This window comes from Microbacterium gawkjiense, from assembly GCF_031932225.1.
GTDB lineage: Bacteria > Actinomycetota > Actinomycetes > Actinomycetales > Microbacteriaceae > Microbacterium > Microbacterium gawkjiense.
The window spans coordinates 1,355,560-1,380,248 of sequence record NZ_JAUZVV010000001.1 but is presented as its reverse complement, the minus strand read 5'-3'; the positions used below and the strand labels follow the sequence as shown (position 1 = coordinate 1,380,248).

General features: G+C 71.3%; 21 protein-coding genes. 7 read left to right on the top strand and 14 right to left on the bottom strand.

Annotation, left to right across the window (positions count from 1 at the left end; genetic code table 11):
• Positions 1–158: 158 nt before the first annotated feature.
• The 8 genes from Q9S71_RS06680 to Q9S71_RS06645 all read right to left on the bottom strand — a co-directional run bounded on the left by Q9S71_RS06680 (position 159) and on the right by Q9S71_RS06645 (position 8,623).
• Positions 159–698 carry a hypothetical protein gene (locus tag Q9S71_RS06680; RefSeq protein ID WP_311861323.1) on the bottom strand — a complete coding sequence of 180 codons (540 nt, stop codon included), beginning with the start codon at positions 696–698 and terminating at the stop codon, positions 159–161.
• Positions 698–1,108 carry a DUF4383 domain-containing protein gene (locus Q9S71_RS06675; RefSeq protein WP_217532200.1) on the bottom strand — a complete coding sequence of 137 codons (411 nt, stop codon included), beginning with the start codon at positions 1,106–1,108 and terminating at the stop codon, positions 698–700. The genes Q9S71_RS06680 and Q9S71_RS06675 overlap by 1 nt, the downstream gene beginning before the upstream one ends.
• Before the next feature lie 166 nt (positions 1,109–1,274).
• The gene (locus Q9S71_RS06670) at positions 1,275–3,215 is read right to left on the bottom strand and encodes a DUF2264 domain-containing protein (protein ID WP_311861322.1); all 1,941 of its coding nucleotides are present in this window, start codon (positions 3,213–3,215) and stop codon (positions 1,275–1,277) included.
• Positions 3,216–3,228: 13 nt separating this feature from the next.
• Positions 3,229–4,335, bottom strand: coding sequence for a glycerate kinase (locus Q9S71_RS06665; protein WP_311861321.1), 1,107 nt, complete (start codon positions 4,333–4,335; stop codon positions 3,229–3,231).
• Positions 4,332–5,375, bottom strand: a complete 1,044-nt coding sequence (locus Q9S71_RS06660) for a LacI family DNA-binding transcriptional regulator (RefSeq protein WP_311861320.1) — start codon at positions 5,373–5,375, stop codon at positions 4,332–4,334. The genes Q9S71_RS06665 and Q9S71_RS06660 overlap by 4 nt, the downstream gene beginning before the upstream one ends.
• 45 nt (positions 5,376–5,420) lie before the next feature.
• Positions 5,421–6,293, bottom strand: coding sequence for a sugar phosphate isomerase/epimerase family protein (locus Q9S71_RS06655; protein ID WP_311861319.1), 873 nt, complete (start codon positions 6,291–6,293; stop codon positions 5,421–5,423).
• Positions 6,290–7,492 (bottom strand): dihydrodipicolinate synthase family protein, encoded by a 1,203-nt coding sequence (locus Q9S71_RS06650; protein ID WP_311861318.1) that lies wholly within the window; start codon positions 7,490–7,492, stop codon positions 6,290–6,292. The genes Q9S71_RS06655 and Q9S71_RS06650 overlap by 4 nt, the downstream gene beginning before the upstream one ends.
• A gap of 3 nt (positions 7,493–7,495) precedes the next feature.
• Positions 7,496–8,623, bottom strand: coding sequence for a Gfo/Idh/MocA family protein (locus Q9S71_RS06645; protein WP_311861712.1), 1,128 nt, complete (start codon positions 8,621–8,623; stop codon positions 7,496–7,498).
• 394 nt (positions 8,624–9,017) lie between these two features.
• Here Q9S71_RS06645 and Q9S71_RS06640 point away from each other — a divergent pair, with 394 nt between their 5' ends.
• From Q9S71_RS06640 to Q9S71_RS06620, 5 genes are read left to right on the top strand one after another with little or no spacing between them, the layout of a single operon-like run.
• Positions 9,018–10,292 carry an ABC transporter substrate-binding protein gene (locus tag Q9S71_RS06640; protein ID WP_064002546.1) on the top strand — a complete coding sequence of 425 codons (1,275 nt, stop codon included), beginning with the start codon at positions 9,018–9,020 and terminating at the stop codon, positions 10,290–10,292.
• Between the two features lie 19 nt (positions 10,293–10,311).
• Complete coding sequence (locus Q9S71_RS06635; protein ID WP_064002547.1) at positions 10,312–11,262, top strand: carbohydrate ABC transporter permease; 951 nt, start codon at positions 10,312–10,314, stop codon at positions 11,260–11,262.
• Positions 11,256–12,149 carry a carbohydrate ABC transporter permease gene (locus Q9S71_RS06630; RefSeq protein WP_064002548.1) on the top strand — a complete coding sequence of 298 codons (894 nt, stop codon included), beginning with the start codon at positions 11,256–11,258 and terminating at the stop codon, positions 12,147–12,149. Before Q9S71_RS06635 ends, Q9S71_RS06630 begins: the two co-directional genes overlap by 7 nt.
• Positions 12,149–15,208 (top strand): alpha-mannosidase, encoded by a 3,060-nt coding sequence (locus Q9S71_RS06625; protein WP_311861316.1) that lies wholly within the window; start codon positions 12,149–12,151, stop codon positions 15,206–15,208. Before Q9S71_RS06630 ends, Q9S71_RS06625 begins: the two co-directional genes overlap by 1 nt.
• Positions 15,205–16,908, top strand: a complete 1,704-nt coding sequence (locus Q9S71_RS06620; RefSeq protein ID WP_311861315.1) for a hypothetical protein — start codon at positions 15,205–15,207, stop codon at positions 16,906–16,908. Before Q9S71_RS06625 ends, Q9S71_RS06620 begins: the two co-directional genes overlap by 4 nt.
• A gap of 1 nt (position 16,909) precedes the next feature.
• Here Q9S71_RS06620 and Q9S71_RS06615 read toward each other — a convergent pair whose 3' ends face one another.
• The 6 genes from Q9S71_RS06615 to Q9S71_RS06590 form a co-directional block, all read right to left on the bottom strand.
• Positions 16,910–17,566 (bottom strand): hypothetical protein, encoded by a 657-nt coding sequence (locus tag Q9S71_RS06615; protein WP_311861314.1) that lies wholly within the window; start codon positions 17,564–17,566, stop codon positions 16,910–16,912.
• A 2-nt stretch (positions 17,567–17,568) separates the two neighbouring features.
• The gene (locus tag Q9S71_RS06610; RefSeq protein WP_064002552.1) at positions 17,569–18,501 is read right to left on the bottom strand and encodes a carbohydrate ABC transporter permease; all 933 of its coding nucleotides are present in this window, start codon (positions 18,499–18,501) and stop codon (positions 17,569–17,571) included.
• Positions 18,498–19,490: a carbohydrate ABC transporter permease gene (locus Q9S71_RS06605; RefSeq protein WP_311861313.1), complete on the bottom strand. Its 993-nt coding sequence runs from the start codon at positions 19,488–19,490 to the stop codon at positions 18,498–18,500. The genes Q9S71_RS06610 and Q9S71_RS06605 overlap by 4 nt, the downstream gene beginning before the upstream one ends.
• Positions 19,491–19,561: 71 nt before the next feature.
• On the bottom strand, positions 19,562–20,851 hold the full coding sequence (locus tag Q9S71_RS06600; RefSeq protein ID WP_311861312.1) for an ABC transporter substrate-binding protein: 1,290 nt from the start codon (positions 20,849–20,851) through the stop codon (positions 19,562–19,564).
• A gap of 208 nt (positions 20,852–21,059) precedes the next feature.
• On the bottom strand, positions 21,060–21,953 hold the full coding sequence (locus tag Q9S71_RS06595; RefSeq protein WP_311861311.1) for a glycoside hydrolase family protein: 894 nt from the start codon (positions 21,951–21,953) through the stop codon (positions 21,060–21,062).
• Positions 21,950–23,725: an ABC transporter ATP-binding protein gene (locus tag Q9S71_RS06590; RefSeq protein ID WP_311861309.1), complete on the bottom strand. Its 1,776-nt coding sequence runs from the start codon at positions 23,723–23,725 to the stop codon at positions 21,950–21,952. The genes Q9S71_RS06595 and Q9S71_RS06590 overlap by 4 nt, the downstream gene beginning before the upstream one ends.
• 160 nt (positions 23,726–23,885) lie before the next feature.
• On the opposite strand from Q9S71_RS06590, the gene Q9S71_RS06585 reads away from it, so the two are divergent.
• Together Q9S71_RS06585 and crcB are read left to right on the top strand one after the other, a co-directional pair.
• On the top strand, positions 23,886–24,296 hold the full coding sequence (locus Q9S71_RS06585; protein WP_422880348.1) for a fluoride efflux transporter FluC: 411 nt from the start codon (positions 23,886–23,888) through the stop codon (positions 24,294–24,296).
• On the top strand, positions 24,293–24,676 hold the full coding sequence (gene crcB / locus Q9S71_RS06580) for a fluoride efflux transporter CrcB (RefSeq protein ID WP_217532190.1): 384 nt from the start codon (positions 24,293–24,295) through the stop codon (positions 24,674–24,676). The genes Q9S71_RS06585 and crcB overlap by 4 nt, the downstream gene beginning before the upstream one ends.
• Positions 24,677–24,689: the final 13 nt, after the last annotated feature.

Here is a 24,689-nt window from a genome sequence, read left to right as displayed (position 1 = left end):
ACGCCCCGGTGCCGTTGCGGCGCCGGGGCGTTTCGCGTGTCGTGGGGTGTCACGCGATGCAATGGATGCCGGACGACGCGCCGCGGCATCCGCTCGGACAGCGGCGTGTCGGTGCGGATCCATTGCATCCGCTGACGCCCAGGAGCTGGCGCCGAGGCTCAGTGCCCGCCGTGTCCGTGCAGGAAGACCTCGTTGACCTCGGCGCCGGGCGCATCGCTGCCGATGGGCGTCGCGGCCAGGGCGGGGGTCACGAGTCCTGCCAGCAGGAAGGCGCCGACGATCAGGCCGCCGACGCTCGTGCGGGCGGCGGTGCGCGCAGCGGGGTGCGACGGCCGTCGACCTGCGCGACGCATCGCGATCGCCGAGACGACACCGACGGAAAGACCCAGCGCTGTGGAGACGACGACGGGATAGATGCTGGTCTGCGGGGGACCGATCACGAGCAGCGCGGTCACGGCGACGAGACCGGCGAGCGAGACTCCGACGCCCGCGGGCGGAGCAACCACGCGCCCCCGCATCAGCGCCGCGACGCCCCAGGCGATGGTCGCCGCCCCGACGGCGGCGAGCAGGACGCCGATGCCGCGGTCCGCGGCATCGGCGCCCTTCACGATCGCGCCCGCGCCCAGTCCGAGCTGCAAGAGCCCTGCGCCCCACGCAGCGAGCGCGGGCCACGAGCGGACCAGGACGGACGGCGACATCAGACGGCCGCGCGAGGGGAGACCTGCTTGTCGGCGGCGATGCCGACGCCGAGCAGCACGAGCGCGCTGGCGAGGTGCAGGAAGTGGTCGGCCGTGTTCAGCGCCAGGATGTTCGCGGCGGTACCCACGAGGAAGAAGCCGACGACGCCGAGCAGCAGGTACGCAGCACCGACGACGATGTTCACGCCCTTGGCGGCGCGGACGTTCGACAGGCCGCCGATGAGCAGCGCCGCACCGATCAGGAGGTGCGCGACGTTGTGCAGCGGGTTGACCATGAAGATGCCGAGCAGCAGCTCGCCGTCGGTGGCGAGGAAGTCGACCCCACCGGTGACGGCGAAGCCGAGCAGGCCGACGAGGATGTAGACGGCGCCGAAGATGACGGCGACGAGGCGGTTGGGTGAGCTGGTCATTCGAGTGTCCCTCCGTTGGTGCGACGGATGCCGCGGCCCTGCAGACATGTGGTGCTGCAGGTCATTCGGTGCGACGCCCCGAACGGATTGCGCACGGAGCGTCGCCGCCGACTGTAGGGACGGCGGACGGTGCCCACGTAGGGGTTGTGAGCGACCTGAGCGACTGCTATGAGCGGGCTGAGAGGCGGTGAGACGTCCGCACCCCGTCCGCCCAGACGACCTCGACCGCGTCATCCTCCACGCGGACGGACACGTCCGTCCGGACGGGCAGCCCGGCTCCCCGCAGGTCGAGGACGACGACACCCACCCGGCCGGCGGCGACGTCGAGGTCGACGACGGGCACCGCACTGCAGGTGCCGAGCGGACCGGCATCCGTCCTCGTCACGACGTGCGCCTTCCCTCTGGAGAGCGAGCGGATGCCGCTGCGCAGCACCCCGGCGACGGCGACCGCCGCCAGCCCGTCGACGTGCTGCTCGGGTTCGCCCCCCGCCACGGCCCAGCCGCCGACGCGCAGGCGGAGGTCCGCCTCGGTCAGTCCTGCGGCGAGGTCCTCGACACGGACGAGCCGCACCTCGAGACTGCCGCGGACGAGCGAGTCGACGCGCAGGCGTCCCGCGCGGCGCGCGTCCCCGGGGAAGCCGGAGCCGTGGTTGCGGTCGGGCACGTCCCCCGTGATCCAGTGGGCGTCCCACACCGCCGAGGCGACCCCCACGGCATCGTGACCGGCGCCGTCGACCCGGACGTCGAGCAGGCGCATGCCGGCGCGATGCGTGGCCCGCCCGTCTGCGTCGCGCAGGGCGACGGACTGCTCGAGGGGCTCGTGCCACGCGCGGGCGTCGAGCAGCGGCGCCGTCGCCGTCGCGTAGCCGATGCGGGTGTAGAGCGGCGAGTCGGTCACGACCGCCCCCGGCTGCGCGTGGTCGGTGCCGTGGTTCAGGACCCGGACGACACCGTCGTCGCGCGTGCCCGACACGATCCAGCCCGGCGACCGCACGGCCCGCAGGACGTCGCCCCGCTCCACGGGCAGCGGCTCGGCGGGTGCGGTCCACACGGGGTGGTCGGCGGGCAGCATCAGGCCCATGAGCCCCTTGACCGCCCAGTACGGCGACCCCGGCCCCGAGTACGACTGGGCGAGCGCACGCCACGGACCGTGCCAACCCATCGTCAGCACGCCCTCCGCGTCGGGCACACCTCGGTCGGCGAAGTGACGGACGACCGCCTCGGCGGCGTGCCGCAGCCGCCCGGGCGCATGCGACGGGACCTCGGCGATCGCCCCGACCCAGAAGGCGGCGGCCGCCGCGTAGCGGTAGATGAGGCTGCGACCCTGCACGAGCGGCGACCCGTCACCGCCGACGAGCGCGAGGGCGTCGTCCAGGAAGCGGTCCAGCCGCGCGATGTCGCCCGCGGTCCTGCTCGCGGCGAGCTCGGCCGCCCCCGACATCCGGGACCACAGGACCGGGTACGTGTGCAGCGCCCACCCGACGTAGTGGTCGTACGAGCGGTCGTCGCCGTCCGCGAGCCAGCCGTCCTCGCGGACGAACGAGTCGTGGCGGGCGAGGTCGGCCGCGATGTCGTCCGGCGACCACGGTCCGCCCACCGAGCGCAGGAAGGTCTGCACCACGATGCGGAACCAGACCCAGTTGTTCCGTGGGTACCCCTCGTCGCCCACCACGGGCGAGAACCAGTCGACCGCGCGCTCCCGGGTGACGGCGTCGAGGGTGTCCCACACCCAGGGCCGGGTCAGGTCGAGGACGAGGGCGAGGGATGCCGCTTCGACCTTCGCCTGCCCGTGCTCGTCCGGTCGCACCCACCGGTCGGGCGCGGCCGGATCGACGCCCGCCGCGATACCCCGCCGCACGAAGGCGATGAGGTCGTCGACCCCCTCCCCGCGGGCACCGGCGATCCGGAAGCCGGCCAGCAGCAGGGTGCGGGCGAAGCCCTCGAGACCGTCGACGTCGTGGCCGTACCCGCCCTCGGTCCCCGGGAAGTGGATGCGGCCGCCGCCCGGCGTCGCATGCCGGCGCGCGGCATCCAGCAGCCGGTCGGCGTACGCGATCCAGTCCTCGCGGGACCACTCCCGCCGTCCCTGCTCCGCCTCGGCTGCCATGCGCGTGCCCCGTTCAGGCGCTCCGTGTCGCGAGGCGGCGCCCGGCTTCGGCCAGCCAGCGCGCCGGATCGGCCATCGACGCGGCCGCGCCACCGGCGAGATCGGTGAGCGAGATCGTGTGCGCGAAACCGGCGGTGTCGGCGTCGGCGGCGATCCGCCCGGCGACGACCGCGACGGGCACCCCGTGCGTCGCCGCGAGCCCCTGCACGAACGCGGGCACCTTGCCGGCGGCGGACTGCCCGTCGAACGCGCCCTCCCCCGTGACGACGAGGGACGCCGCGGCCACCGCACCGGCTAGGTCCACGAGGTCGGCGATGCGCTGTGCGCCGGGCACGAGATCGGCACCCCACGCGGCGAGCGCGAACCCGGTGCCGCCCGCGGCCCCCGCTCCCGGCAGGAGCGGGTCGGCGGCCGGCACGCGCCGGGCGATGCAGGCTGCGTACCGCTCGAGCACGCCGTCGACGACCTCGACGTCGGCGGCGGTCAGCCCCTTCTGCGGTCCGAACACGGCCGCGGCGCCTGCGGGCCCGGTCAGCGGGTTCGTCACGTCGCTGAGCACGGTGACACCTCCCGCCGGCGGGGTCCGCAGGTGCGAGAAGTCGATCGCCGACACGGCAGCGAGCCCGCGCGCCCCGGCGGGGACGTCGCGCCCGTCGGCGTCGACCATGCGCGCGCCGAGAGCGCGCAGCATCCCGCTCCCCCCGTCGGTCGAGGCGGACGAGCCGATGCCGAGGACGAGCCGCTCGACGCCCGCGTCGAGGGCGGCGGCGATCGCCTGCCCGAACCCGGTCGTGTCCGCATCCCACGGCAGGCGGTCCTCGCCGAGGAGTTCGATGCCGCTCGTCGAGGCGAGCTCGACGACACCCGTGCCGTCCGGCAGCAGCAGCCACGCCGCGTCGACGAGCGTGCCGCGCGGGCCGCGCACGCGCACCGGGCGGCGCTGCGCTCCGGGCACGGCGGCGGCGAAGGCGTCGAGGGTCCCCTCTCCCCCGTCGGCCATGGGGCGCAGCACGATCTCGGCCGCGGGATCGACCTCGCGCCACCCGTCCGCGAGGGCGGCGGATGCCGCGGCGGCGGGCAGCGAGCCCTTGAGACTGTCGAGGGCGACGACGACGCTCATGCGCGCGGCGGGGTGCTCTCGCGCAGCAGCACGTCGAGTCGCAGGTCGTCGGGATGCGGCTCCCACTCGGCGTCGGTCGCGGCGCGGAACGCCTGGTAGCCGACCTCTTCGAGGGGCACGTGCACCGTGGTGAGGGCGGGGGTCACGTCGCGTCCCGTCGGGATGTCGTCGAACCCTGCGAGGGCGATGTCGGCGCCCGCCGTGCGTCCCGCCGCGCGGATCGCGGTCAGGGCGCCGATCGCCACGACGTCGCTGATGCCGAACACGACCGTGCCGGTCTCGACGCCGTCCGCGAGCGCCCGGGTCATCGCCTCGTAACCCGCTTCGCGCGTGAAGCCGCCGCGGTAGACGCGGGGTTCCTCGCCCCCGGCCGACGTGAAGCCGGCGCGGAAGCCGTCGAGGCGCGAATCGCTCGTGGCCGTGCCCTCTTCGGCCGCCAGGACGACGGCCCGGCGGTAGCCGCGCTCGACGAGCGCCCGCCCGAGGGCCTCGGCGCCCGCGCGGTTGTCGAGGATGAGCGAACGCACGCCGCCGGCCCCCGGACCGAGGGCGACGACCTGGCCGCCCATCGCGCCGAGCAGGTCCAGTTCGCGGGTGAGCTCGGGCGCCGGGCCCGCCGAGGTCCGGGACGCGGCGAGGATGAGCCCGCGGGGCCGCTGCCCGCGGAGCGCCCGCACGAGCCGCACCTCGCGCTCGGGGTCGCGCTCGGTGATCGCGACCGTCACCACGAGCCCGGCCTCGTCGGCACCGCGGGCGACGCCCGAGGCGATGAGCCCGAAGTAGGGGTCGGCGATGTCGGCGACGAGCAGGGCGAGGATCGCCGACGTCCCCCGCGCGGTCGCCTGCGCGGAGAGGTTCGCGGTGTAGCCCAGCCGCGCCGCGGCGGCCTCGACGCGCTCGCGATAGGAGTCCGCGACCTTGCGCGTCGAGCCGTTGAGGGCGCGCGACGCCGTGGCGAGCGAGACGCCCGCCTCGCGCGCGACGTCGTCGAGGGTCACCGCGCCCGAGGGCCCGGGTCGACGCAGGGTGCGGTCGGTCATGGTGCGAAGTCTACGGGCGGCCGTCGGCCTGCTCGGAGCGGCCCGTCATCGACCGCTGAGAGACGGTGAGACGGATGCCGCGAACCCCGCCGCGGTCCGGCGCACCGCCTCGAGCGGCTCGGTCGCCCACACGTCGGCGTTGAAGATCTCGACCTCGACGTCGCCCGCGTAACCGGTGTCGACGACGGCGCGGGTGAGGCCCGCGAGGTCGATGACGCCGTCGCCGGGGTAGTGCCGGCCGAGCAGGACATCCGCCGGGAGCGGCGTCTTCCAGTCGCAGACCTGGTAGGTCGCGATCCGACCCTCCCGGCCGGCGCGCGCGATCGAGTCGAGCACGTCCGGGTCCCAGAAGATGTGGAACGTGTCGACGGCGACACCCACGACCGACGGGTCGAAGTCCGCCGCGAGGTCGAGCGCCTGCCCCAGGGTCGAGACGACGCACCGGTCGGTCGCGTACATCGGGTGCAGCGGTTCGATCGCGAGCGTCACGCCGGCCTCCGCGGCGTGAGGAGCGAGTTCGCCGAGCGCGTCGCGGACGCGCTCGCGCGCTCCGACGATGTCCCGGGAGCCCTCGGGCAGTCCGCCGGCCACGAGCACGAGCACGGCCTCCGAGCCGGGCGCACCGGCGGCGGCGAGGGTCGCGGCCTCGTCGATGGCGACGAGGTTGTCGTCGATCGACGCGCGGCGGGCCGGACCCTCGGGCATGGTGAAGAAGCCCGACCGGCAGTGGGTCGAGAACCGCAGGCCCGAATCGCTCAGCATCGACGCGGCCGTCGCGAGCCCGACCTCCTGCACCGGCTCGCGCCAGAGCCCGATGCTCTGCACCCCGGCCTCCGCGGTCACGCGGAGCGCGGTGGCGAGGTCGGCGTGCTTGATCGTGCCCTGGTTGATCGACAGGCGCGGGTCGACGGCGCTCATGCGTCGAGACCGTTCAGGCTCAGCATCCCGTTCCACCGCTGCGCGGCGAGCTCGGGACGCTCGAAGGCCTTCGCCTCGTTCGCGAGCTCGACGATGCGGGACAGGTGCGGCAGGCTGCGCGCCGAGTGCAGGCCGCCCACCATCTGGAAGGCGGGCTGGTGCCCGTTGAGCCACGCCAGGAAGGCGACACCCGTCTTGTAGTAGAACGTCGGCGCCGCGAACACCTGGCGCGATAGCGCCTCGGTCGGGGCGAGCACCTCGAGGTAGCGCGCCGGGTCGCCCGCGTCGAGCGCCTGGATCGCCGCCGAGGCGACGGGCGTCAGCGCGGCGAACGCCCCCAGCAGCGCGTCCGAGTGCTGCCGAGCGGATGCCGGGTCCCGCGCCGGCTGCGGCGCGTCGGGCACGTCGGCGCCGCCGATGAGGCCGACGTAGTTGAAGTCGTCACCCGTGAACATGCGCACGGACTCGGGCAGGCGCTCGCGCACCGACACCTCGGAGGCCGCGTCGAGCAGGCTCATCTTGACCCCGGCGACCTTGTCGACGTTCGCCTCGATGACCTCCAGCAGCACGGCCGACGCCGTCTGCCAGTCGGCCGCCCCGAAGTATCCCGCCAGCTGCGGGTCGAACGCCGTGCCGAGCCAGTGGAGCACGACGGGTCCGGAGGCCCGCGAGAGCACGGCGTCGTAGACGCGACGGTAGTCGTCGGCGCTCTCGGCGACGCGGGCGAGGTGGCGGGAGGCCATGAGGACGGGCCCCGCCCCCTGCTCCTCGGTGAAGTGGAGCTGCTCGAGGTAGGCCGAGACGACCTCGTCGAGCGAGATGCGCTCCTCGTCGATGTGGTCGGTGTTCACGCCGACGACGACGGAGCCGCCCTCTTCACGGGCGACCTCGGCGGAGCGCGAGATCAGCTCGCGGGTGGCCGCGGCATCCAATCCCATGTTCCGCTGCGCGGTGTCCATGGCGTCGGCGACGCCGAGCCCCCACGAGTAGACGTTGCGACGGAAGTCGAGCGTCGCGTCCCAGTCGATCTCGGCCGGCTGGCCCGGGGTGTTGTCGGCGTGGGTCTTCGGCACGACGTGCGCGGCCGCGTAGGCGACGCGGCTGCGCAGCGGCCCCTCGGGACGGGTGTAGCCCGACGTGTCGACGAGCGGGACGCGGCGGAGGGCGCCGTCGCCCGAGAGCAGGGTGAGGTCGGTCATCGATCAGTCCAGCGAGAGCGCGTCGAGCTCGATCTTGCGTCCCTCGCGGCTCGAGCGCAGGCCCGCCTCGGCCAGCTGCACGCCGCGAGCGCCGGCGAGGAGGTCGAACTCGTAGTCGGTGTCCTCGACATACGAGACGAGGAACTCCTCCCACTGCTGACGGAAGCCGTTGATGAAGACGTCGTTGGTCGGCACCTGCTGCCAGTCGGCGTCGTAGTCGTGGCTGTCCTCGAGGTCGGGGTTCCACACCGGCTTGGGGGTGGCGTTGCGGGGCTGGATCTTGGCGCCGAACAGGCCGACGACGGCCGAGCCATGCGTGCCGTCGACGTGGAACTCGACGAGCTCGTCGCGGTTGACCCGCACGGTCCACGACGAGTTGATCTGCGCGACGACGCCGCCCTCGAGCTCGAACACGCCGTAGGCGGCGTCCTCGGCGGTCGCGGTGTAGTGCTCGCCCTTCTCGTCCCAGCGGTCGGCGATGTGCACGGCGGCCTGCGCGTAGACCGAGTCGACCTTGCCGAAGAGGTTCTCGAGCACGTAGTTCCAGTGCGGGAACATGTCGACGATGATGCCGCCGCCGTCCTCGGCACGGTAGTTCCACGAGGGGCGCTGCGCCGGCTGCCAGTCGCCCTCGAAGACCCAGTAGCCGAACTCGCCGCGGACGGAGAGGATGCGGCCGAAGAAGCCCGAGTCGATGAGGCGCTTGAGCTTCTGCAGGCCCGGCAGGTAGAGCTTGTCGTGCACGACACCGGTCTTGACGCCGGCCTCGGCCGCCAGCTTCGCGAGCTCGAGGGCCTCCTCGAGGGATTCGGCGGTCGGCTTCTCGGTGTAGATCGTCTTGCCGGCGGCGATGGCCTTGCGCAGCGCCGTGGCGCGCGCTTTGGTGACGAGGAAGTCGGCGTAGATCTCCCAGCGGGGGTCGGCGAGCGCGGCATCCAGATCGGTCGTGTAGTCCTCGATGCCGTGCTTCGCGGCGAGCTCGGCGAGCTTGGCCTCGCTGCGGCCGACGAGGAGGGGCTTGACGGTGACCTTCGACCCGTCGGGCAGCTCGATGCCGCCCTGCTCGCGGATGGCGAGGATCGAGCGCACCAGGTGCTGGCGGTAGCCCATGCGGCCCGAGACGCCGTTCATGATGATGCCGATCTCGCGGACGGCGGGGGCTGCGGCGGCGGCGGCGGCCGGTGCGGGGGCGGTGATGGTCGTCTCTGACACGTTCGGTCCTTCGTCTGGTTCTCCGCGCATCGGGTGTCCCCGCGTCGTACGGGTAAGCGCTTTCCCCTCAGTGTGTCATCGGGCGGGGGTTTCCGCAAGGACGATCGGATGCGGCGCTGCGGACCCTCTCGGGGGAGGATGGAGAGCGGTTGTCGCAAAGACGTTACATATCCGACACAGGTAAGCGCTTGCCGCCGGACCGCCGCGGGGTTACCGTATGAGCACCCCTTGTCATGACATGCCGACAAATACCCGGTTGACCCGCTCATGACTCACCCCGCGCTCACCGAGGAGCGCATGCGAAGGAGAAGCAGTGAAGAGTTCCCGCACCATCCGTACCGCCACAGTCATCGCCGCAGCGGTGGGCGCTCTCGTGCTCGCCGGTTGCTCGTCGTCGGGCAACGGCGGCGGCACCGCAGGTGAGGACGTCACCCTCGAGTTCGTCCAGTCGGGCGACGCGGCGCAGGGTGGCGGCTACGCCATGCTCGCCAAGAAGTACGAGGAGGAGACCGGCGTCAAGGTCAAGGTCGTCGAGGTTCCCGGCGACGACCTCCGCACCCGCCTCCGCACCGCATCGCAGGCCAACGACCTTCCCGCCCTGGCGGCCGCCCCCGACGCCGACCCGGCGTGGACCGACCGCATGCTCGACCTCACCGACATTGCCGAAGAGGCCAAGGTCATCCCCGCCCTGCGCGTCGAGGACCCCGAGGACGGCAAGGTCAAGGCGCTCCCGACGACCCTCACCGGTGTCGGTATGTTCCTCAACAAGACCCTCTGGGACGAGGCCGGCGTCGAGTACCCGACCTCGCTCGACCAGGAGTGGACGTGGGACGAGTACGTCCAGAAGGCCACCGAGGTCGTCGACAAGACGGATGCCGAGTTCGGCGGCGTCATCGACAGCTCGGCGCACCGTCTGCGCGCGTTCCTGTTCGAGTTCGGCAGCCAGGGCGTCACCGAGCAGTCCGACGGCACGTGGGCGCTCGACGAGGAGGGCGCCAAGGCCCTCGAGTACTTCAAGAAGCTGAACGACGACGGATTCCTGCCCAAGGCCGTCTGGGCCGCCGGTGACGACCCCAGCGCGACCTTCAAGAGCGGCCGCGTTGCCGGCTACATGTCGGGCGTCTGGCAGATCGCCGACTTCCAGGCCAACATCAAGGACTTCGAGTGGATCTCCGTGCCGCTGCCGCAGCAGCCGGTCCGCTCGACGAACTACGGTGCCGCATCCTGGATCGTCGCCTACGACGGCACGGGTGTCGAGAAGGAGACGCTCGACTTCGTGAAGTGGATGTACCAGCCGGAGAACTACACCGAGTACTGCGAGATCTCGGGCTGCCTGCCCGCCCTCGAGGGCCTCGACATCGAGTACAAGGACGACGCCTACGCGTTCGACCTCTACAACGGTGAGATCGCCGCGTCGCCCGAGATCGCTGCCCGCCAGACCGTCGACGGCCTGAAGAACAGCTACACGGGTCTCGCGATCGACAGCGAGCCGCTCAAGGACGAGACCATCAAGTACCTCAACGGCGAGCAGACGCTCGAGCAGACCGTCGAGAACATCAACACGGTCTCGACCGACCAGATGAAGTGACCTCCCTAGGGAACCTCGCATGACTGCAACCATCACGCCGGACGCCTCCGCCCCCACGGCGGGGGCGCCCGGCGCGCCCTCCCGCCGCCGCAAGCGCACCTTCGGCCGGTACCGGATGGCGCCCTTCCTGTTCACCGTCATCACGGCGGCCCTGTTCGCCCTGTTCTTCCTCTGGCCGGGCGTCCTCGGGCTGTCCTACTCCCTGACCGACTTCCGCGGCTGGGGCGACGCCAACTTCGTCGGGCTCGACAACTACCGCGAGCTGCTCAGCGACCCGAGCTTCTACGCGGCCCTCGGCCGCACCTTCGTCTTCGCACTGTTCTCGGTGCCCCTCAGCTACGCGCTCTCCCTCGGGATGGCCGTCGCGATCAACGCGACGCACGCCCGCGGCAAGACGGCCGCGCGCATCATCTTCTTCCTGCCCTGGCTCGTGTCCCCCATCGTCACCGGTGTCATCTGGCGGTGGATGTTCGGCGAGAGCTTCGGCTTCGTGAACTTCATGATCAGCGTGTTCGGCGGAGACCGGGTGCCCTGGTCCTCGAACGCCGACCTCTCCCTGCTGGTCGTCATCGTGGCGTCCTCGTGGGGCGGCGCGGCCTTCAACATGCTGCTGTTCGTCGCCGCGCTCAACAACGTGCCGAAGTCGTACTACGAGGCGGCCGAACTCGACGGCGCCAACGGCTGGCAGCGCTTCCGCAGCATCACGCTGCCCTCGATCGCCCCGACCTCGATCCTGGTGATCCTGCTGTCCACACTCGGGCACATGAAGGAGTTCGCCCTCATCCAGTCGCTCAACGGCGGTGGACCGGGCACGCAGAACCGCCTGATCGTCCAGTACATCTACGAGACCGGCTTCAAGCAGTCCGAGATCGGCTACGCCAGCGCGGCGTCGATGATCCTCCTGGTGATCCTGATGGTCATCGCGATCGTCCAGCTGCGCATCAGCCGGAGGAGCAACAACTCATGGTGACCACGTACGCCATCACCGTCCCCGACGAGAAGACGCGCGAGCGCTTCGAGCGGCGCCGCCGGTCGAAGAATCTCCGCCGCCGCGCGGTGGTCCCCACCACCATGCTGTGGGTGCTCGCGCTGCTCATGCTGTTCCCGCTGGCGTGGTTCCTCCTGTCCTCGTTCAAGCCCGGCAGCGAGCTCTTCAGCTACCCGCTGTCGTTCTTCCCGAAGGAGTGGACGCTCGACGGCTACTCCGCGGCGCTCGAGCGCATCGACTTCGCCCGCTACTTCTTCAACACGGCACTCGTCGCGTCGATCACGACGGTCCTGACCGTGTTCCTCTGCGCGACGACCGGTTACGCGCTGGCGAAGTACAAGAACCCCTGGCTGAGCGTCCTCGGCCTGTTCATCCTCTCGATGACGATGCTCCCGGGCGAGGTCATCCTCAACCCGATGTTCATCGTCATCCGCGACCTCGGTCTGTACAACCAGCTCGCCGGTGTGATCATCCCCTCGATCGTCACCCCGACCGGCGTGTTCATGTTCCGCCAGTTCTTCATCACGATCCCCGACGAGCTCATGCAGGCGGCGCGGATCGACGGCGCGAGCGAGTACGGCATCTTCTTCCGGATCATGCTGCCCCTGGCCCGCCCCATCGCGCTGACCCTGGCGATCATGTCCTTCCAGTGGCGCTGGAACGACTACATCTTCCCGCTCATCATCCTCGGCGACCCCGAGCAGTTCACGCTGCAGATCGCCCTGCGGGCGTTGGTCGGCGCCGAGAACATCGAGTGGACGATCCTGCTGTCGGCATCCGTGCTGTCGATGATCCCGCTCGTGGCGCTCTACCTGGTGTTCCAGAAGTACGTCACCTCGTCGAACATCAACGCGGGACTGAAGGACTGATGCCCTCGCGGGACCACCTCGTTCTGGAACGCGTCGACCGCTTCATCGGGGAGTACCTCGATGACGCGGTCGTCGCGGATCGTCGTCCCCTCCGGGTGTCGGCCTGGCAGGTCCCCGACCACGGGGATCTGCCGGGCGAACCGGTGTCAGTGGAACGGATGCGGCAGGACGCCGCCTTCGCCCCCGTCGAGCCCGGGCACCGCTGGGGCCGCGCCTGGGGCACGACGTGGTTCACCGTCGAGGGCGAGGTGCCGTCCGCATGGGCCGACCGGGCCGGTCGCATCGAGCTGTCGCTCGACCTCGGCTTCTCGCAGGCCAAGCCCGGCTTCCAGTGCGAAGGGCTCGTCCGCACCCCCGGCGGGACCGTGGTGAAGGGGCTCGAGCCGCGCAACCACCACGTGCCCGTGACGAGCGCACCCGGTGAGCAGGTCGCGTTCACGATCGAGGCGGCGGCGAACCCCGATCTCTCGGGCGGCGACGACTTCAAGAGCCCCCTCGCCTTCGCGCCGACGCCGCTCGGCGACCCCGCCACGGCGGGCGCCGATCCGCTCTATCGGCTCGGCCGCATGGAGCTGCGCCTCGTCGACGAGACGGTCGAGCGCCTCCGCCGCGAAGTCATCGTGCTGGTCGGCCTCGCCCGCGAACTCGTCGACTCCGACCCGCGCCGGGCCCGCATCCTCGACGGCCTCGAGCGCGCGCTCTACGCGATCGACCCCGACGCACCGGCCGCGGGGGCAGCGGCCGCCCGCGGCATCCTCGCTCCCCTGCTGGCGGCGCCGGCGGCCGCATCCGCTCACCGCATCACCGCGACGGGACACGCGCACATCGACTCGGCGTGGCTGTGGCCGACCCGCGAGACGGTGCGCAAGGTCACGCGGACCTTCGCCAACGTGCTCGAACTGATGGACGCCGACCCCGAGGCCGTCTTCGTCAGCTCGGCGGCGCAGCACTTCGAATGGGTGCGCCGGAGCGATCCCGAACTGTTCGAGCGTGTGCGGGCGCGCGTCGCCGAGGGCCGTTTCATCCCGGTCGGCAACATGTGGGTCGAATCCGACGTGAACATGCCCTCGGGCGAATCCCTCGCCCGCCAGCTGCTGACCGGCACGCGCTTCTTCGAGGAGCACTTCGGCGCGCGCAGCGACGTCGGCTGGCTGCCGGACTCGTTCGGGTTCCCCGCCGGGCTCCCGCAGCTGCTGCGCGGCGCGGGCCTGGAGTGGTTCTTCACGCAGAAGATGTGCTGGAACGACGTCGACACGATGCCGCACCACTCCTTCGTGTGGGAGGGCCTCGACGGCTCGCGGATCTTCACGCACTTCCCGCCGAACAACACCTACAGCGGCGACATGCGCCCCACCGAGCTCGCCCGCAGCGTCCGCAACTTCGCCGACCACGCCGACAGCTCCCGTTCGCTCATGCCGTTCGGCTTCGGCGACGGCGGCGGCGGCCCCACGCGCGAGATGATGACCGACGCCCGGCTGCAGGCGGACCTCGAGGGCTCCCCCACGGTCGCCCTCGGCACCCCGCGCGAGTTCTTCGTCGAGGCCGCCGCCGAATCGGCGGACCCGCCGGTGTGGTCGGGAGAGATGTACCTGCAGTTCCACCGCGGCATCTACACGTCGCAGATGCGCACCAAGCGCGGCAACCGGCGCAACGAGGCCCTGCTCGTCGAGGCGGAGCACTGGAGCTCGGCGGCCACGGTGCGGCGCGGCATCCCCTATCCCGCGGCCGAGCTCGACGAGCTCTGGCGCGAGGTGCTGCTGCTGCAGTTCCACGACATCCTGCCCGGCAGCGCGATCGCCTGGGTGCACCGCGAGGCCGAGCGCTCGCACGCCGAGACGACCGACCGGCTCGAGCGGATCATCGCGGATGCCGTCGCCGCCCTCGTGGGCGACGGTTCGGAACGCCTGGCGCTCAACCCCGCCGCGGCCCCCGTCGGCGGGATCGCCGCGGGCGGCGCGGGCCCCGCACCGCAGCCGGCGACGGCGACGGCCGAGCCCGTCGAGGGCGGCTTCCGGCTGCGCTCGGACCGGCTCGACGTCCTCGTGGGCCCCGACGGCACCCTGCGGAGCGTGGTCGAGCTCGCCACCGGGCGCGACCTCATCCCGGCCGGCCACCGCGGCGGCCTGCTGCAGCTCCACGTCGACGCCCCGTCGAAGTGGGACGCGTGGGAGCTCGACGCCGCGTACCGCCTGTCGACCACCGACGTCGACGGCGGCACCGCCGAGCTGGTCGACGGTGTCGTCCACGTCGTGCACCCCCTGCCGAACGGCACCGCCGAGCAGTGGATCGACCTCCACCCCGAGGGCGGCGCCGTCCGCATCCGGACCCGCGTCGACTGGCACGAGCGGCATCGACTGTTGAAGCTCGCGTTCCCCGTCGCAGTGCATGCGCAGGATGCCGCCTACGAGACGCAGTTCGGCCACGTGCGCCGGCCCCTGCACACCAACACGTCGTGGGACGAGGCGCGCTACGAGGTCTGCGCACACCGCTGGGTGCACGTGGGCGAGCCGGGCACCGGCGCCGCGATCGTGAACGACGGCATGTACGGGCACGACGCGACGCGCACCACCGACGCGGACGGCACCGTCACGACGGTGCGCCAGTCGCTGCTGCGCGCGCCGAGGTTCCCCGACCCCGACGCCGACCAGGGCGTGCACGAGTTCACGTCCGTCTTCGCCCCCGCCGAGACCACGACGGATGCCGCCCGCTGGGGCTCGCTCGTCGGGTCGCCGCTGCGCGAGGTCACCGGCGCCGAGCCCGTCGCCCCGCTCGTGACGAGCACCGTGCCCGGCATCGTCGTGTCGGCCGTCAAGCTCGCCGCCGACGGCAGCGGCGACCTCGTCGTGCGCGTCTTCGAGCAGCGCGGTGCCCGCACCGGCGGCATCCTGCGATTCGACGTCCCCGTCGGGGCGCTGGAGGTGTGCGACCTCGTCGAGACCGTCGGGCGCGGCCGCACCGAGGCCGCGCACCTGGACGGCGACACCACCGTCCGCCTCGATCTGCGCGCCTTCGAGGTCGTCACCCTGCGCGCCCGCCTGCACCGACCGGAGCCGTCATGACCCCCGACCGCATCGACACCGACCAGACCGACACCTTCGTCGCGGACGTGATCGCCGCGGCGGATGCCGAAGCCGCGCGGCTCCTGCAGTCGCCGACCGACGTGTCGACGGCGCCGCTCGGCCCGCACCGCGAGTCGATGCGCCGGGCGAAGCTGCTGACGGCGGTCTTCCTCGAAGAGGGGTCGGCGTTCGCCGGTTCGCCCGCCGTCGTCGAGCTGGCCGAGACGTACGCGCGGATCCTGCACGACCTGCAGTCCCCCACGGGCCTGTTCCTCGGCGGCGACAACGTGGAGTCTCCACCCGACACGGGCTTTACGATCAACGACCTAGGCGACATCCTCGAGCTGGCCCGGCGGTCGGGCGACACCCGCCTCGACCGGGTCGCCGAGATCCTCGGCGGCATCGCCGATCGGGCGGCTCCGGCGATGCTCGCGGGCGGCGTTCACACCCCGAACCACCGGTGGGAGCTCAGTGCGGCCCTCGTCCGACTGCACCGCCACCGCCCCGATCCGCGCCTCGAGGCGCGGGCACGCGAGTGGCTCGCGGAGGGCGTCGACATCGACGCGGACGGCCTGTACTCCGAGCGCAGCGCGAACTACGCGGTGTACGTGTCGAACCCGTCGCTGCTTCTGATCTCGGACGTCCTCGACCTGCCCGAGCTCCGCGACGTCGTCGCGCGCAACCTCGAGTCGACGCTCGGCCTCATCCACCCGGACGGCTCCGTCGAGACGGTCCACTCACGCCGGCAGGATCAGCGCGAGCCCCGGTTCCCGCTGGCGCCGTACGCGTTGCACTACCGCCGGCTCGCCCTCGAGACGGGGCGCGGCGACCTCGCCTGGGCGGCGCGGGTCGCGGCATCCGCTGCCGTCATCGACCCGCAGACGGCGCTCGCCGACATGCTGCTGCACCCGGCGCTGCGCGAGCCGCTGCCGGCGGCGACACCGCCGGCCGACCGGGCCCGGAACGTCTGGCCGGTCTCGGGGCTCGTCATCGACCGCACCCCCGAGCGCGAACTGACCGTCTTCGGCGGGTCGGACTACGCAGTCGCACGACGCATTCGCTCGGGCCTCGCGAGCAACCCGACGTTCCTCCGGATGTTCGCGGGCGATGCCGTGCTCGAGTCGGTGCGCCTGTCGCGGCACTTCTTCGGGCTCGGGCCGTTCCGCGCCGACCGCATGACGGTGGACGAGGGCCGGATCGTGCTCGAGGAGCACCTCTCCCCCGCCTACTTCGGACCGATGGATGCCGCGCACCGCCGCCCGGGCGGCGACTACCGCGTCGTCGACGAGGGACGCTTCTCGGCGGCGATGTCGTTCGACGAGCGGCCGCGCCACGAGGTACCGCTGCACACCCGGATCGAGCTCGTGCCGACCGAGGACGGTGTCGAGGTGACGCTCGAGACGGACGGGCCGATCTGCGCCTGGAACCTCGAGTTCGCCTTCCGCGCGGGCGGCGCGTTCGAGGACGTCACGGCCGCCGCCGACGGCACCGCCGTGCTCGTGTCGGGGTCGGCCCGCTACCGCGTGGGCGCCGATGCGATCGAGGTCGGACCGGGCACCGGTTCGACCGCCGCGGCCGGCTACCTGCCCGGCGAGGACTACGACTACCTGGGCGGCACCGATGCGCTCGGCGGTCCGCGCCTCTACGTGACGGGCACCACGCCCGGCCGCACGACGGTCACCCTCCGCCGCGTGCGCTGACTCAGCGGCGGCGGTGCGGGACCGCGACGACGGCGAGCACGGCGCAGCCGAGCGCGGCGGGGAGCAGCGGCGGCAGCATCCACGTCAGGATCACGACGAGCGCGACCGCCGCGATGTAGAAGGCGAGCGCGCGGACGTCGCCACGGATGATCGCCGGAACGTCACGCACCGCCTGACGCCATCCCGCTGTCGGCTCCCATGCGCCCGCCGCGACGAGCAGCGCGACGGCGAGCGCGGCGAGGCCCGTCCACCCGACCGCCTCGATCACGACGCCGCCCGGCAGCATCCCGGTGCGGGCGAGCAGGATGTCTACGCCCAGCACCGCCGCGATGACGAGCGCGACGAGCCCGACGACGGCGCCGCCCGCCAGTCCCACGCGGACGTCGCGCCAGAACAGTCCGAGCCTCGAGTCCTCGGCGGCGACGTACCGTCCGAGATGACGGATGCCGGCGGCCAGCGCCACCGGCAGTGTCACGATCAGCGCGCCGACGACCAGGACGAGGAGCCCGATGAGGAGGACCTCGCCGAACAGCGCGAACTTCGCAGCGGCGCCCGGGAACCTCGCCGGCGGACGCTCCTCCAGGACGGGACCGCTTCCCGAGCGGTCGGCGCGCACGGCGGCGCGCTCGGCGCGTCGGTCGGCACGGGTCCCGGGCACGATCAGCCCTTGAGGCCCTGGGTCGCGACGCCGTCGACGAGGAAGCGCTGGAACACGAGGAAGAACAGCAGCACCGGCACGAGGGCGAGGAACGACGCCGTCACGGTCGCACCGAAATCGCTCGTCGAGGACTGGTCGTTGTAGAGACGCAGCGCGATCGGGAGCGGGTAGTTCTCGGGGCTCGTGAGGTACAAGAGCGGTCCGAGGAAGTCGTTCCACGACCAGATGAACGCGAAGATCGCGCACGTGATCAGCGCCGGCTTCACGAGCGGCAGGATGATCGCCCAGAAGATTCGGACGTGACCGGCGCCGTCGATGCGCGCCGCCTCATCCATGTCGCGCGGCATCTGCCGCATGAACTGGACGAGCAGGAACACGAAGAACGCCTCGGTGGCGAGGAACTTCGGCAGGATCAGCGGCCAGAACGTGTCGACGAGGCCCAGGTTGTTGAACAGGATGTACTGCGGGATGATCACGACGTGGAACGGCAGCAGCAGCGTGCCGATCATCGCCGCGAACAGGATGCCGAGCCCCTTGAACTGGATGCGGGCGAACGCGTAGGCGGCCAGGGCGCTCGAGAGAACGGTGCCGACGACCGCCGAGACGGCGAGGACGAGCGAGTTCCAGAAGAACTGGCTCAACGGCACACCCGCGATGCCCTCGAAGACCTTCGCGTAGTTGTCGAGCGACGGTGAGTTCGGGATCAGCCCGGAGTTCTGCCCGAACTCGGAGTTCGGCTTGAGAGTCGAGACCGCGAGCCAGACGAGCGGGTAGAGCACGAGGGCGGTCAGCGCGATGAGGACGACCAGCCAGATGACGGTCTGCCAGGTCTTGCGCTTCACGCGGCGGCGCGGCGGGTTCGCGATGACCTGCTGCGCGGCGAAGACGGGGGTGGACGCCGCGCCCGAGGTCGTGGTGACGTTGGAGGTGCTCATCGGTTGTCTCCGGCGTAGTGCACCCAGGAGCGCTGGGTGCGGAAGAGGATGAAGGCGATGATCGCGACGACGACCAGGAGGACCCAGGCGATCGCGGCGGCGTACCCCATCTGGCCGTCGGCGAAGCCGCGCTTGTAGAGGTACAGCGTGATGAAGTTCGTCATGCCCGCGGGGCCGCCCGAGCCGTTGGAGATGATGTACGCCGAGGCGAACACCTGGAACGCGCCGATGAGCCCGAGCAGCAGGTTGAAGAAGATGACCGGCGACAGCATCGGCAGCGTGACTGCGCGGAACCGGTGCCAGGGCCCGGCCCCATCCATCTCGGCGGCCTCGTAGAGCTCCTTGGGCACCTGCTTGAGGCCGGCGAGGAAGATGACCATCGTCGCGCCGAACTGCCAGATCGAGAGGATGATCATCGCGGGCAGGACGAGGCCGGGGTTGCCGATCCAGCCGCCGAGGTCGATGCCCAGGAACGACAGCGACGAGTCGACGGGACCGTCGGACCCGAACATCGCACGCCAGACGATCGCGACCGACACGGATCCGCCGATGAGGGACGGGGCGTAGAAGGCGGAGCGGAAGAACCCAGAGCCCTTGTCGCGGAAGTTCAGCAGCATCGCGACGAGGAGTGCGGCGATGAGGGTGATCGGGGTGCCCACGAGGACGTAGATCAGAGTGATCTGCGCCGACTGCATGAACTGCGGGTCGTTCGTGAAGAGTCGGACGTAGTTGTCGATGCCGATCCAGCGCGGCGGCTGGAAGATGTTGTACCGCGTGAACGACAGGTACAGCGAGTACGCCATCGGGAGGATCGTCAGCCCGAAGAAGCCGATGAGCCACGGGACGAGGAACCCGTACCCGGCGAGGGTCTCCCGCCGGGCGCGGGCGCGCTGGGTGGGACGGCTGAGGTTCTCGGGGCGGCGGCTGTTCGCGAGGGCGCGACGTCGCTTGTCTCCGGTGACGATGACCCTCGTCGCGGTGGTGCTCACGGGCTGCTCCAGGTGTCGGGACGGTCGGACGGCGTGGGTCCGGGTGCCGCGGCACCCGGACCCACGGTCGGTCACTGGTTGAGGACGACGTCCATCTCGGTGAAGAACTGGGAGACGGCTTCGTCGACGGTCATGGTGCCGAAGTTCAGCTCCACGCCGAGCTGACGGAACTTCTCCTCGAGGGTGCCGTAGCCGACGATGGGGACGGGAGGAGCGTCGCCGAGGCGGTCGGCGATGGATGCCTCGTAGTCCTTGACCTGCTGGCTCAGCGGGTCGAGCTCCGCGGCGGCCAGGGCCGTCTCGGAGGCGGGCAGGCCGCGGTTCGTCCCGAAGATCTCGCCGGATTCCGGGGAGTTGACGAGGAAGTTCACGAGGGTGGCGGCAGCCTCCGGCTCGTCGGTGTTTGCGGCGATGGAGTGCAGCATCGAGGGCTTGAGGTACAGGTCCTTCGCCCCGTCCTCCGTCACGGGCGGGGCGACGAGACCGAGCTCGGTGTACCCCTCGCCCAGGTTGCCGAGGTAACCGGCGCCGAAGTTGTCCCAGGTGAGCTCGCTCGCGGTCAGCGCCGTGTCGAACCCGCCCAGCGGGAGGGCCTCCTCGACGGTCTGCTGCGGGACGCCGATGCCGTCGCGGATCGACTGACCCTCTTCCCAGAAGGCCTTCAGCCGCGCTTCGTCGAAGCCGGGCTCACCCTCCTCGGTGAAGAGTTCGCCTCCCTCCGAGCGCAGCTGCAGTTCGAAGTTCTGGATGCGGCCGGTGTAGTCGCTGCCACCCCAGAACTCGCCACCGCTCGCGTCGGTGATCTCGCTCATCCAGGCGGTGTAGTCGTCCCAGGAACCACCGGCGAACTCGTCGACGCCTGCCTGCTCGAGCAGGACGGGGTTGGTGAACAGGCCCCACGCGTTCGTCGAGGTCGCGATCCCGTACGTCGTGTCGTTCACGACGCCGATGTCGAGGATGTTCTGCGGCAGCGGATCGGTCTCGATGATGCCGCCCAGGTACGGGTCGAGATCGAGAAGGAGACCGTTCTCGGAGTACTGACGCAGGTACGAGTAGTCGAACTGCATGACGTCGGGCAGGTTCTTGCCCGCAGCCTCGGTCTGGCGCTTCTCCCAGAACTCGGGGAAGGCGAGGAAGCTCGAGTTGACCGTGATGTTCGGGTACTTCTCGTTGAACGCTTCGATCGCCTTGTTGTAGAGATCGGCGCGGACGTCGTTGCCCCAGAACGCGAGATCAATCGAGACCTTCTCGTCCGGGTCGTAGGTGCCGGCGGGCTCGGGTGAGCCGGCGCAGCCTGCGAGGGCGATGGCCGAGCCGGTCGCCAGTGCGACGGCGGCGAGCGCGCGTTTGCTGATGAACATCTTTGTCCTCTCTCGAACGTCCGTGTTGCGAGTGCCGGTGGACGTCATGGTCCGTGATCGCGCGCTCTCGGTGCATCGGATCAACTCCGCGGGAAAGCGCTTGCCTTGCACTGTAGTCCGGATTGAAACGTTTTTCAAGGGCAATGCTGTGACCGGTCCCAGGGTACGCGATCCAGAACCTCGCGCTGATCGGGGACCGCCTGCCGGGCTAGACGGCGGCGAGTAAGCCGTCGCGCACGACGAGCTCGACCCGGAGGACGGCGCTGCGGCGATCGTCGGAGACTCCCGGGTGCGTGAAGAAGTAGAACCACACCCTGTCGCCTTCGCGCACCGGTGCGCCGTGGTGGCCGAGGCCCGATCCCGGCACCTCGCCGGCGCCGAGGATGACGGCATCCGCTCCGCCCTGCCGCTGCCACGAGACCGCGTCGGCCGAGCGGTACACCCCCATTCCGCGCCACTCGTCGACGATCATCCACCAGGAGCCGTCGAGCTCGAACGCCGTCGGGCCCTCGTGCGGGCGGCCGGCGATGGCCGTGCCCTCCGATCGCCAATCGGCGAGGGCGTCGGAGACCGCGACCTTGGTGACGGAATCGGCGGCCTCGTCCTTGTACCAGAGGCGCCACCGACCGTCGGGCGTCCGACCGACGCCGGCATCGATGACCCGATCGCTGTCGAGATCGAGCGGGCCGATCCGGCGCCACCGGGCGAGGTCGGTGGAACGGTACTCGACGATGCGACGGGCGTGCCCCGGCCACCGGTCGGGCACCCCGTCGATCTCGGTGAGGTACATCCGCCAACCGACGCCGTCGTTCACGACCTCGGGGGCCCAGTGGGTGCGATCCGTGCTCGCGGGCGGGCCGGCGGCATCCACCTCCAATCCGCGGGCGGTCGGCTCGAGGGTTCCGGCGTACGACCAGCGGATGCCGTCGGTCGACCGCGCGACGCCGATGCGGCTGCCGTGCACCCAGGCGACGCCGGGACCCGGGTCGGGGTGCGTCGCGCGGCGCTGGGTGTAGAACATCCACCAGTCGCCCGGTGCCGCGATCACGACGAGCGGATCGGTCGCGCCGTCGTAGACGGGGTCGCGGTACACCTCGATCATGCGAGTCCTGCCTGGGTGAGGTGCAGCTGGGCGTACCGGCCGCCGCGCTCGAGGAGCTCGTCGTGCGAGCCGCGCTCGACGATCCGGCCCCGCTCGAACACCACGATGAGGTCGGCCTGTCGCACGGTCGAGAGACGGTGGGCGACGACCAGGGTGGTGCGTCCCGTCATGAGGCGACCGAGGGCATCCTTCACGAGTTCCTCGGACTCGGGGTCGAGGGCGCTCGTGGCCTCGTCGAGCAGCAGGATGCGCGGGTCGCGGATGAGGGCGCGGGCGATCGCGAGGCGCTGGCGCTGGCCGCCTGACAGGCGGGCTCCCCGCTCGCCGACGACGGTGTCCCACCCCTGCGGCTGGTCCTGCACGAAGTCCCACGCGTTCGCGTCGCGGAGGGCGCGCTCGATGCGCTCGTCGCCGACGTCGCCGAGCCCGTAGGCGACGTTCTCTCGGATCGTGCCCTCGAACAGGACGGACTCCTGCGGCACGACCGAGACGAACCGGCGCACTGTGCGCAGATCCAGTTCTTGCATGTCGTCCCCGTCGACGAGGATGCGACCCGAGGACGGCCGGAGGAAGCCGAGGATCAGGTTCAGCATCGTCGACTTGCCCGACCCCGACGATCCGACGAAGGCGACGGTCGCGCCGGCGGGGATGTGGAGGTCGACGGCGTGCACTGCGTCCTCGTGGGCGCCGGGGTAGCGGTGCGACACCCGCGCGAGGGTGAGGTCGCCGACCACCCCGTCGACCCGACGCTTGCCGGCGTTCTGCTCGAGGTCGGGCTCCTGCAGCACCTCGGCGATCGAGCGGACCGACTCGAGGCCACGGGCGCCGACCGGGATCAGCATGAGCAGCTGCGTGAGCCCCTGCGTCAGCAGCGTGAAGTACGTCGACAGCAGGACGACCTCACCCGGGGTGATGGGCAGGATGCCGGTCAGGGAGAAGATCGCGGCGAGGACGAGGCATCCCACTCCGAGCACCTGCATCGCGACCCACGACACCGACGCGACGTGGCCGTTGAGCATGTCGAGGTGCAGTCCGGCTCGGCGGACGCCGTCGGCGCCGGTCGCGACACGCGTCACGGCGGTCTGCTCGAGCCCGTGCGCACGGGTGACCGGGATGAGCGACGCCATCTCGCCCACGCGCGCCGAGAGGGTCTCGACCTCGCGCCGGAACACCGCGTTGCGGTCGTGCGAGCGACGGCGCATGGCGTAGCGGATGCCGATCGCGATCGGCACGGCGAGCGCGTAGACCGGGAGGAATTGCGGGACGGCGATTGCGGTCATCGTGAGGGCACCGATCATGACCATGGTCGCCGACAGGAGCGGATGCGTGACCTGCTGCAGCATGAGTTCGACGTTCTCGACGTCGCGGACCACCTTGGTCTGCACGATCGACGAGCTGATACGCGTGTGGTAGCCGATCGAGAGGGTCTGCAGCCGTTCGGCGAGGGCGTTGCGGAGATCCGCGCCGGTGTCGCGGACGACCGTCATGAAGCTGCGGGTGTAGAGGATGTGGTTCGGGTAGTTCTGCAGGAGCAGGACGGCGGCCACGACGAACCACCAGATGACGTCGGAGACCTGGCCCCGCCCCGCGACGATGTCGATGACCGCGGCCGTGATCACCGGCAAGAACCACAGCGGGATCTCCTTCGCCGCGAACGCGAGGATCGCGACGACCATGCGACCGGGACGCCGCGCGAGCAGTCGCAGCACCGACCGGGCCGGCCGGGCTCCGTCGATGAGGCCAGTCAGGTCGGAAAGCGTTTTCCGCGTCATGGGATCCATCGTAGGTGCGGGCGTCGTGGGCGGGAACCCCCTGGCACGGTCGCCGCCCGCGGCCGGGACTATCGTGGACGCGATGACCACGCCCGGCCCCGCGCCCGACCCGCACGGCGAACTCCCGATCGACGGCGACAATGCCGGTGCCGCGCGGCCGGTGCACCTCGCGTGGTCGTCGATCCTGCTCGTGCTCGTCGGCGGGTCCATGGGCACGGCGGCCCGCGAGGGACTCTCACTCGCAATTCCCTCGGTCGGCGGCATCCCCGTCGCGATCCTTGCGATCAACATCGTCGGCGCACTCTTCCTCGGCGCACTCCTCGAGGCCCTCGCGCGACGCGGGCCCGACCTCGGTCGCCGCCGCGCGCTGCGCCTGCTCCTCGGCACGGGATTCGCGGGCGGATTCACGACGTACAGTGCGCTCGCCGTCGACAGCGGCCTGCTGTTGACGGGCGGCGACCTGGTGGTCGGCGTCCTGTACGCGATCGGAACCGTCGTCGTCGGCGCGCTCGCGACCGTGGCCGGCATCGCGCTCGGCGCGGCCCGGCACCGCAGGGCCGTGACCCGATGACGCCACTCCTGTTCCTCGCAGTGTCTCTCGCCGGCGGTGTCGGCGCGGCTCTGCGCCTCGTGGTCGACGGCGCCGTGAAGGCGCGTGTTCGCACGGCGCTGCCGGTCGGCACGCTCCTGATCAACGTGGCCGGCTCGCTCGTGCTCGGCTTCGTGACCGAGCTCGCGCTGGCCGGCGTCGTCGACGACGTGTGGCGGCTCGTCATCGGCACGGGCCTGTGCGGCGGGTTCACGACGTTCAGTACGGCGAGCTTCGAGACGGTGCGCCTCGTGCAGGAGCGCCGGTACGCGCTCGGCGCGATGAACGCGGTCGGGATGCTGGTGCTCGCCGTCGGAGCGGGGCTTCTCGGCATCGCGCTCGGCCGACTCCTCATCGGCTGACGACCGCGATTCG

Bases quoted from the DNA above. Each gene is read 5' to 3' on its own strand.
- crcB (WP_217532190.1), top strand. From the start codon at position 24,293: ATGACGCCACTCCTGTTCCTCGCAGTGTCTCTCGCCGGCGGTGTCGGC.
- Q9S71_RS06680 (WP_311861323.1), bottom strand. From the start codon at position 698: ATGTCGCCGTCCGTCCTGGTCCGCTCGTGGCCCGCGCTCGCTGCGTGG.
- Q9S71_RS06595 (WP_311861311.1), bottom strand. From the start codon at position 21,953: ATGATCGAGGTGTACCGCGACCCCGTCTACGACGGCGCGACCGATCCG.
- Q9S71_RS06635 (WP_064002547.1), top strand. From the start codon at position 10,312: ATGACTGCAACCATCACGCCGGACGCCTCCGCCCCCACGGCGGGGGCG.
- Q9S71_RS06630 (WP_064002548.1), top strand. From the start codon at position 11,256: ATGGTGACCACGTACGCCATCACCGTCCCCGACGAGAAGACGCGCGAG.
- Q9S71_RS06620 (WP_311861315.1), top strand. From the start codon at position 15,205: ATGACCCCCGACCGCATCGACACCGACCAGACCGACACCTTCGTCGCG.
- Q9S71_RS06655 (WP_311861319.1), bottom strand. From the start codon at position 6,293: ATGAGCGCCGTCGACCCGCGCCTGTCGATCAACCAGGGCACGATCAAG.
- Q9S71_RS06645 (WP_311861712.1), bottom strand. From the start codon at position 8,623: ATGAACGGCGTCTCGGGCCGCATGGGCTACCGCCAGCACCTGGTGCGC.
- Q9S71_RS06590 (WP_311861309.1), bottom strand. From the start codon at position 23,725: ATGACGCGGAAAACGCTTTCCGACCTGACTGGCCTCATCGACGGAGCC.
- Q9S71_RS06610 (WP_064002552.1), bottom strand. From the start codon at position 18,501: ATGAGCACCTCCAACGTCACCACGACCTCGGGCGCGGCGTCCACCCCC.
- Q9S71_RS06670 (WP_311861322.1), bottom strand. From the start codon at position 3,215: ATGGCAGCCGAGGCGGAGCAGGGACGGCGGGAGTGGTCCCGCGAGGAC.
- Q9S71_RS06665 (WP_311861321.1), bottom strand. From the start codon at position 4,335: ATGAGCGTCGTCGTCGCCCTCGACAGTCTCAAGGGCTCGCTGCCCGCC.
- Q9S71_RS06675 (WP_217532200.1), bottom strand. From the start codon at position 1,108: ATGACCAGCTCACCCAACCGCCTCGTCGCCGTCATCTTCGGCGCCGTC.
- Q9S71_RS06650 (WP_311861318.1), bottom strand. From the start codon at position 7,492: ATGACCGACCTCACCCTGCTCTCGGGCGACGGCGCCCTCCGCCGCGTC.
- Q9S71_RS06625 (WP_311861316.1), top strand. From the start codon at position 12,149: ATGCCCTCGCGGGACCACCTCGTTCTGGAACGCGTCGACCGCTTCATC.
- Q9S71_RS06660 (WP_311861320.1), bottom strand. From the start codon at position 5,375: ATGACCGACCGCACCCTGCGTCGACCCGGGCCCTCGGGCGCGGTGACC.
- Q9S71_RS06600 (WP_311861312.1), bottom strand. From the start codon at position 20,851: ATGTTCATCAGCAAACGCGCGCTCGCCGCCGTCGCACTGGCGACCGGC.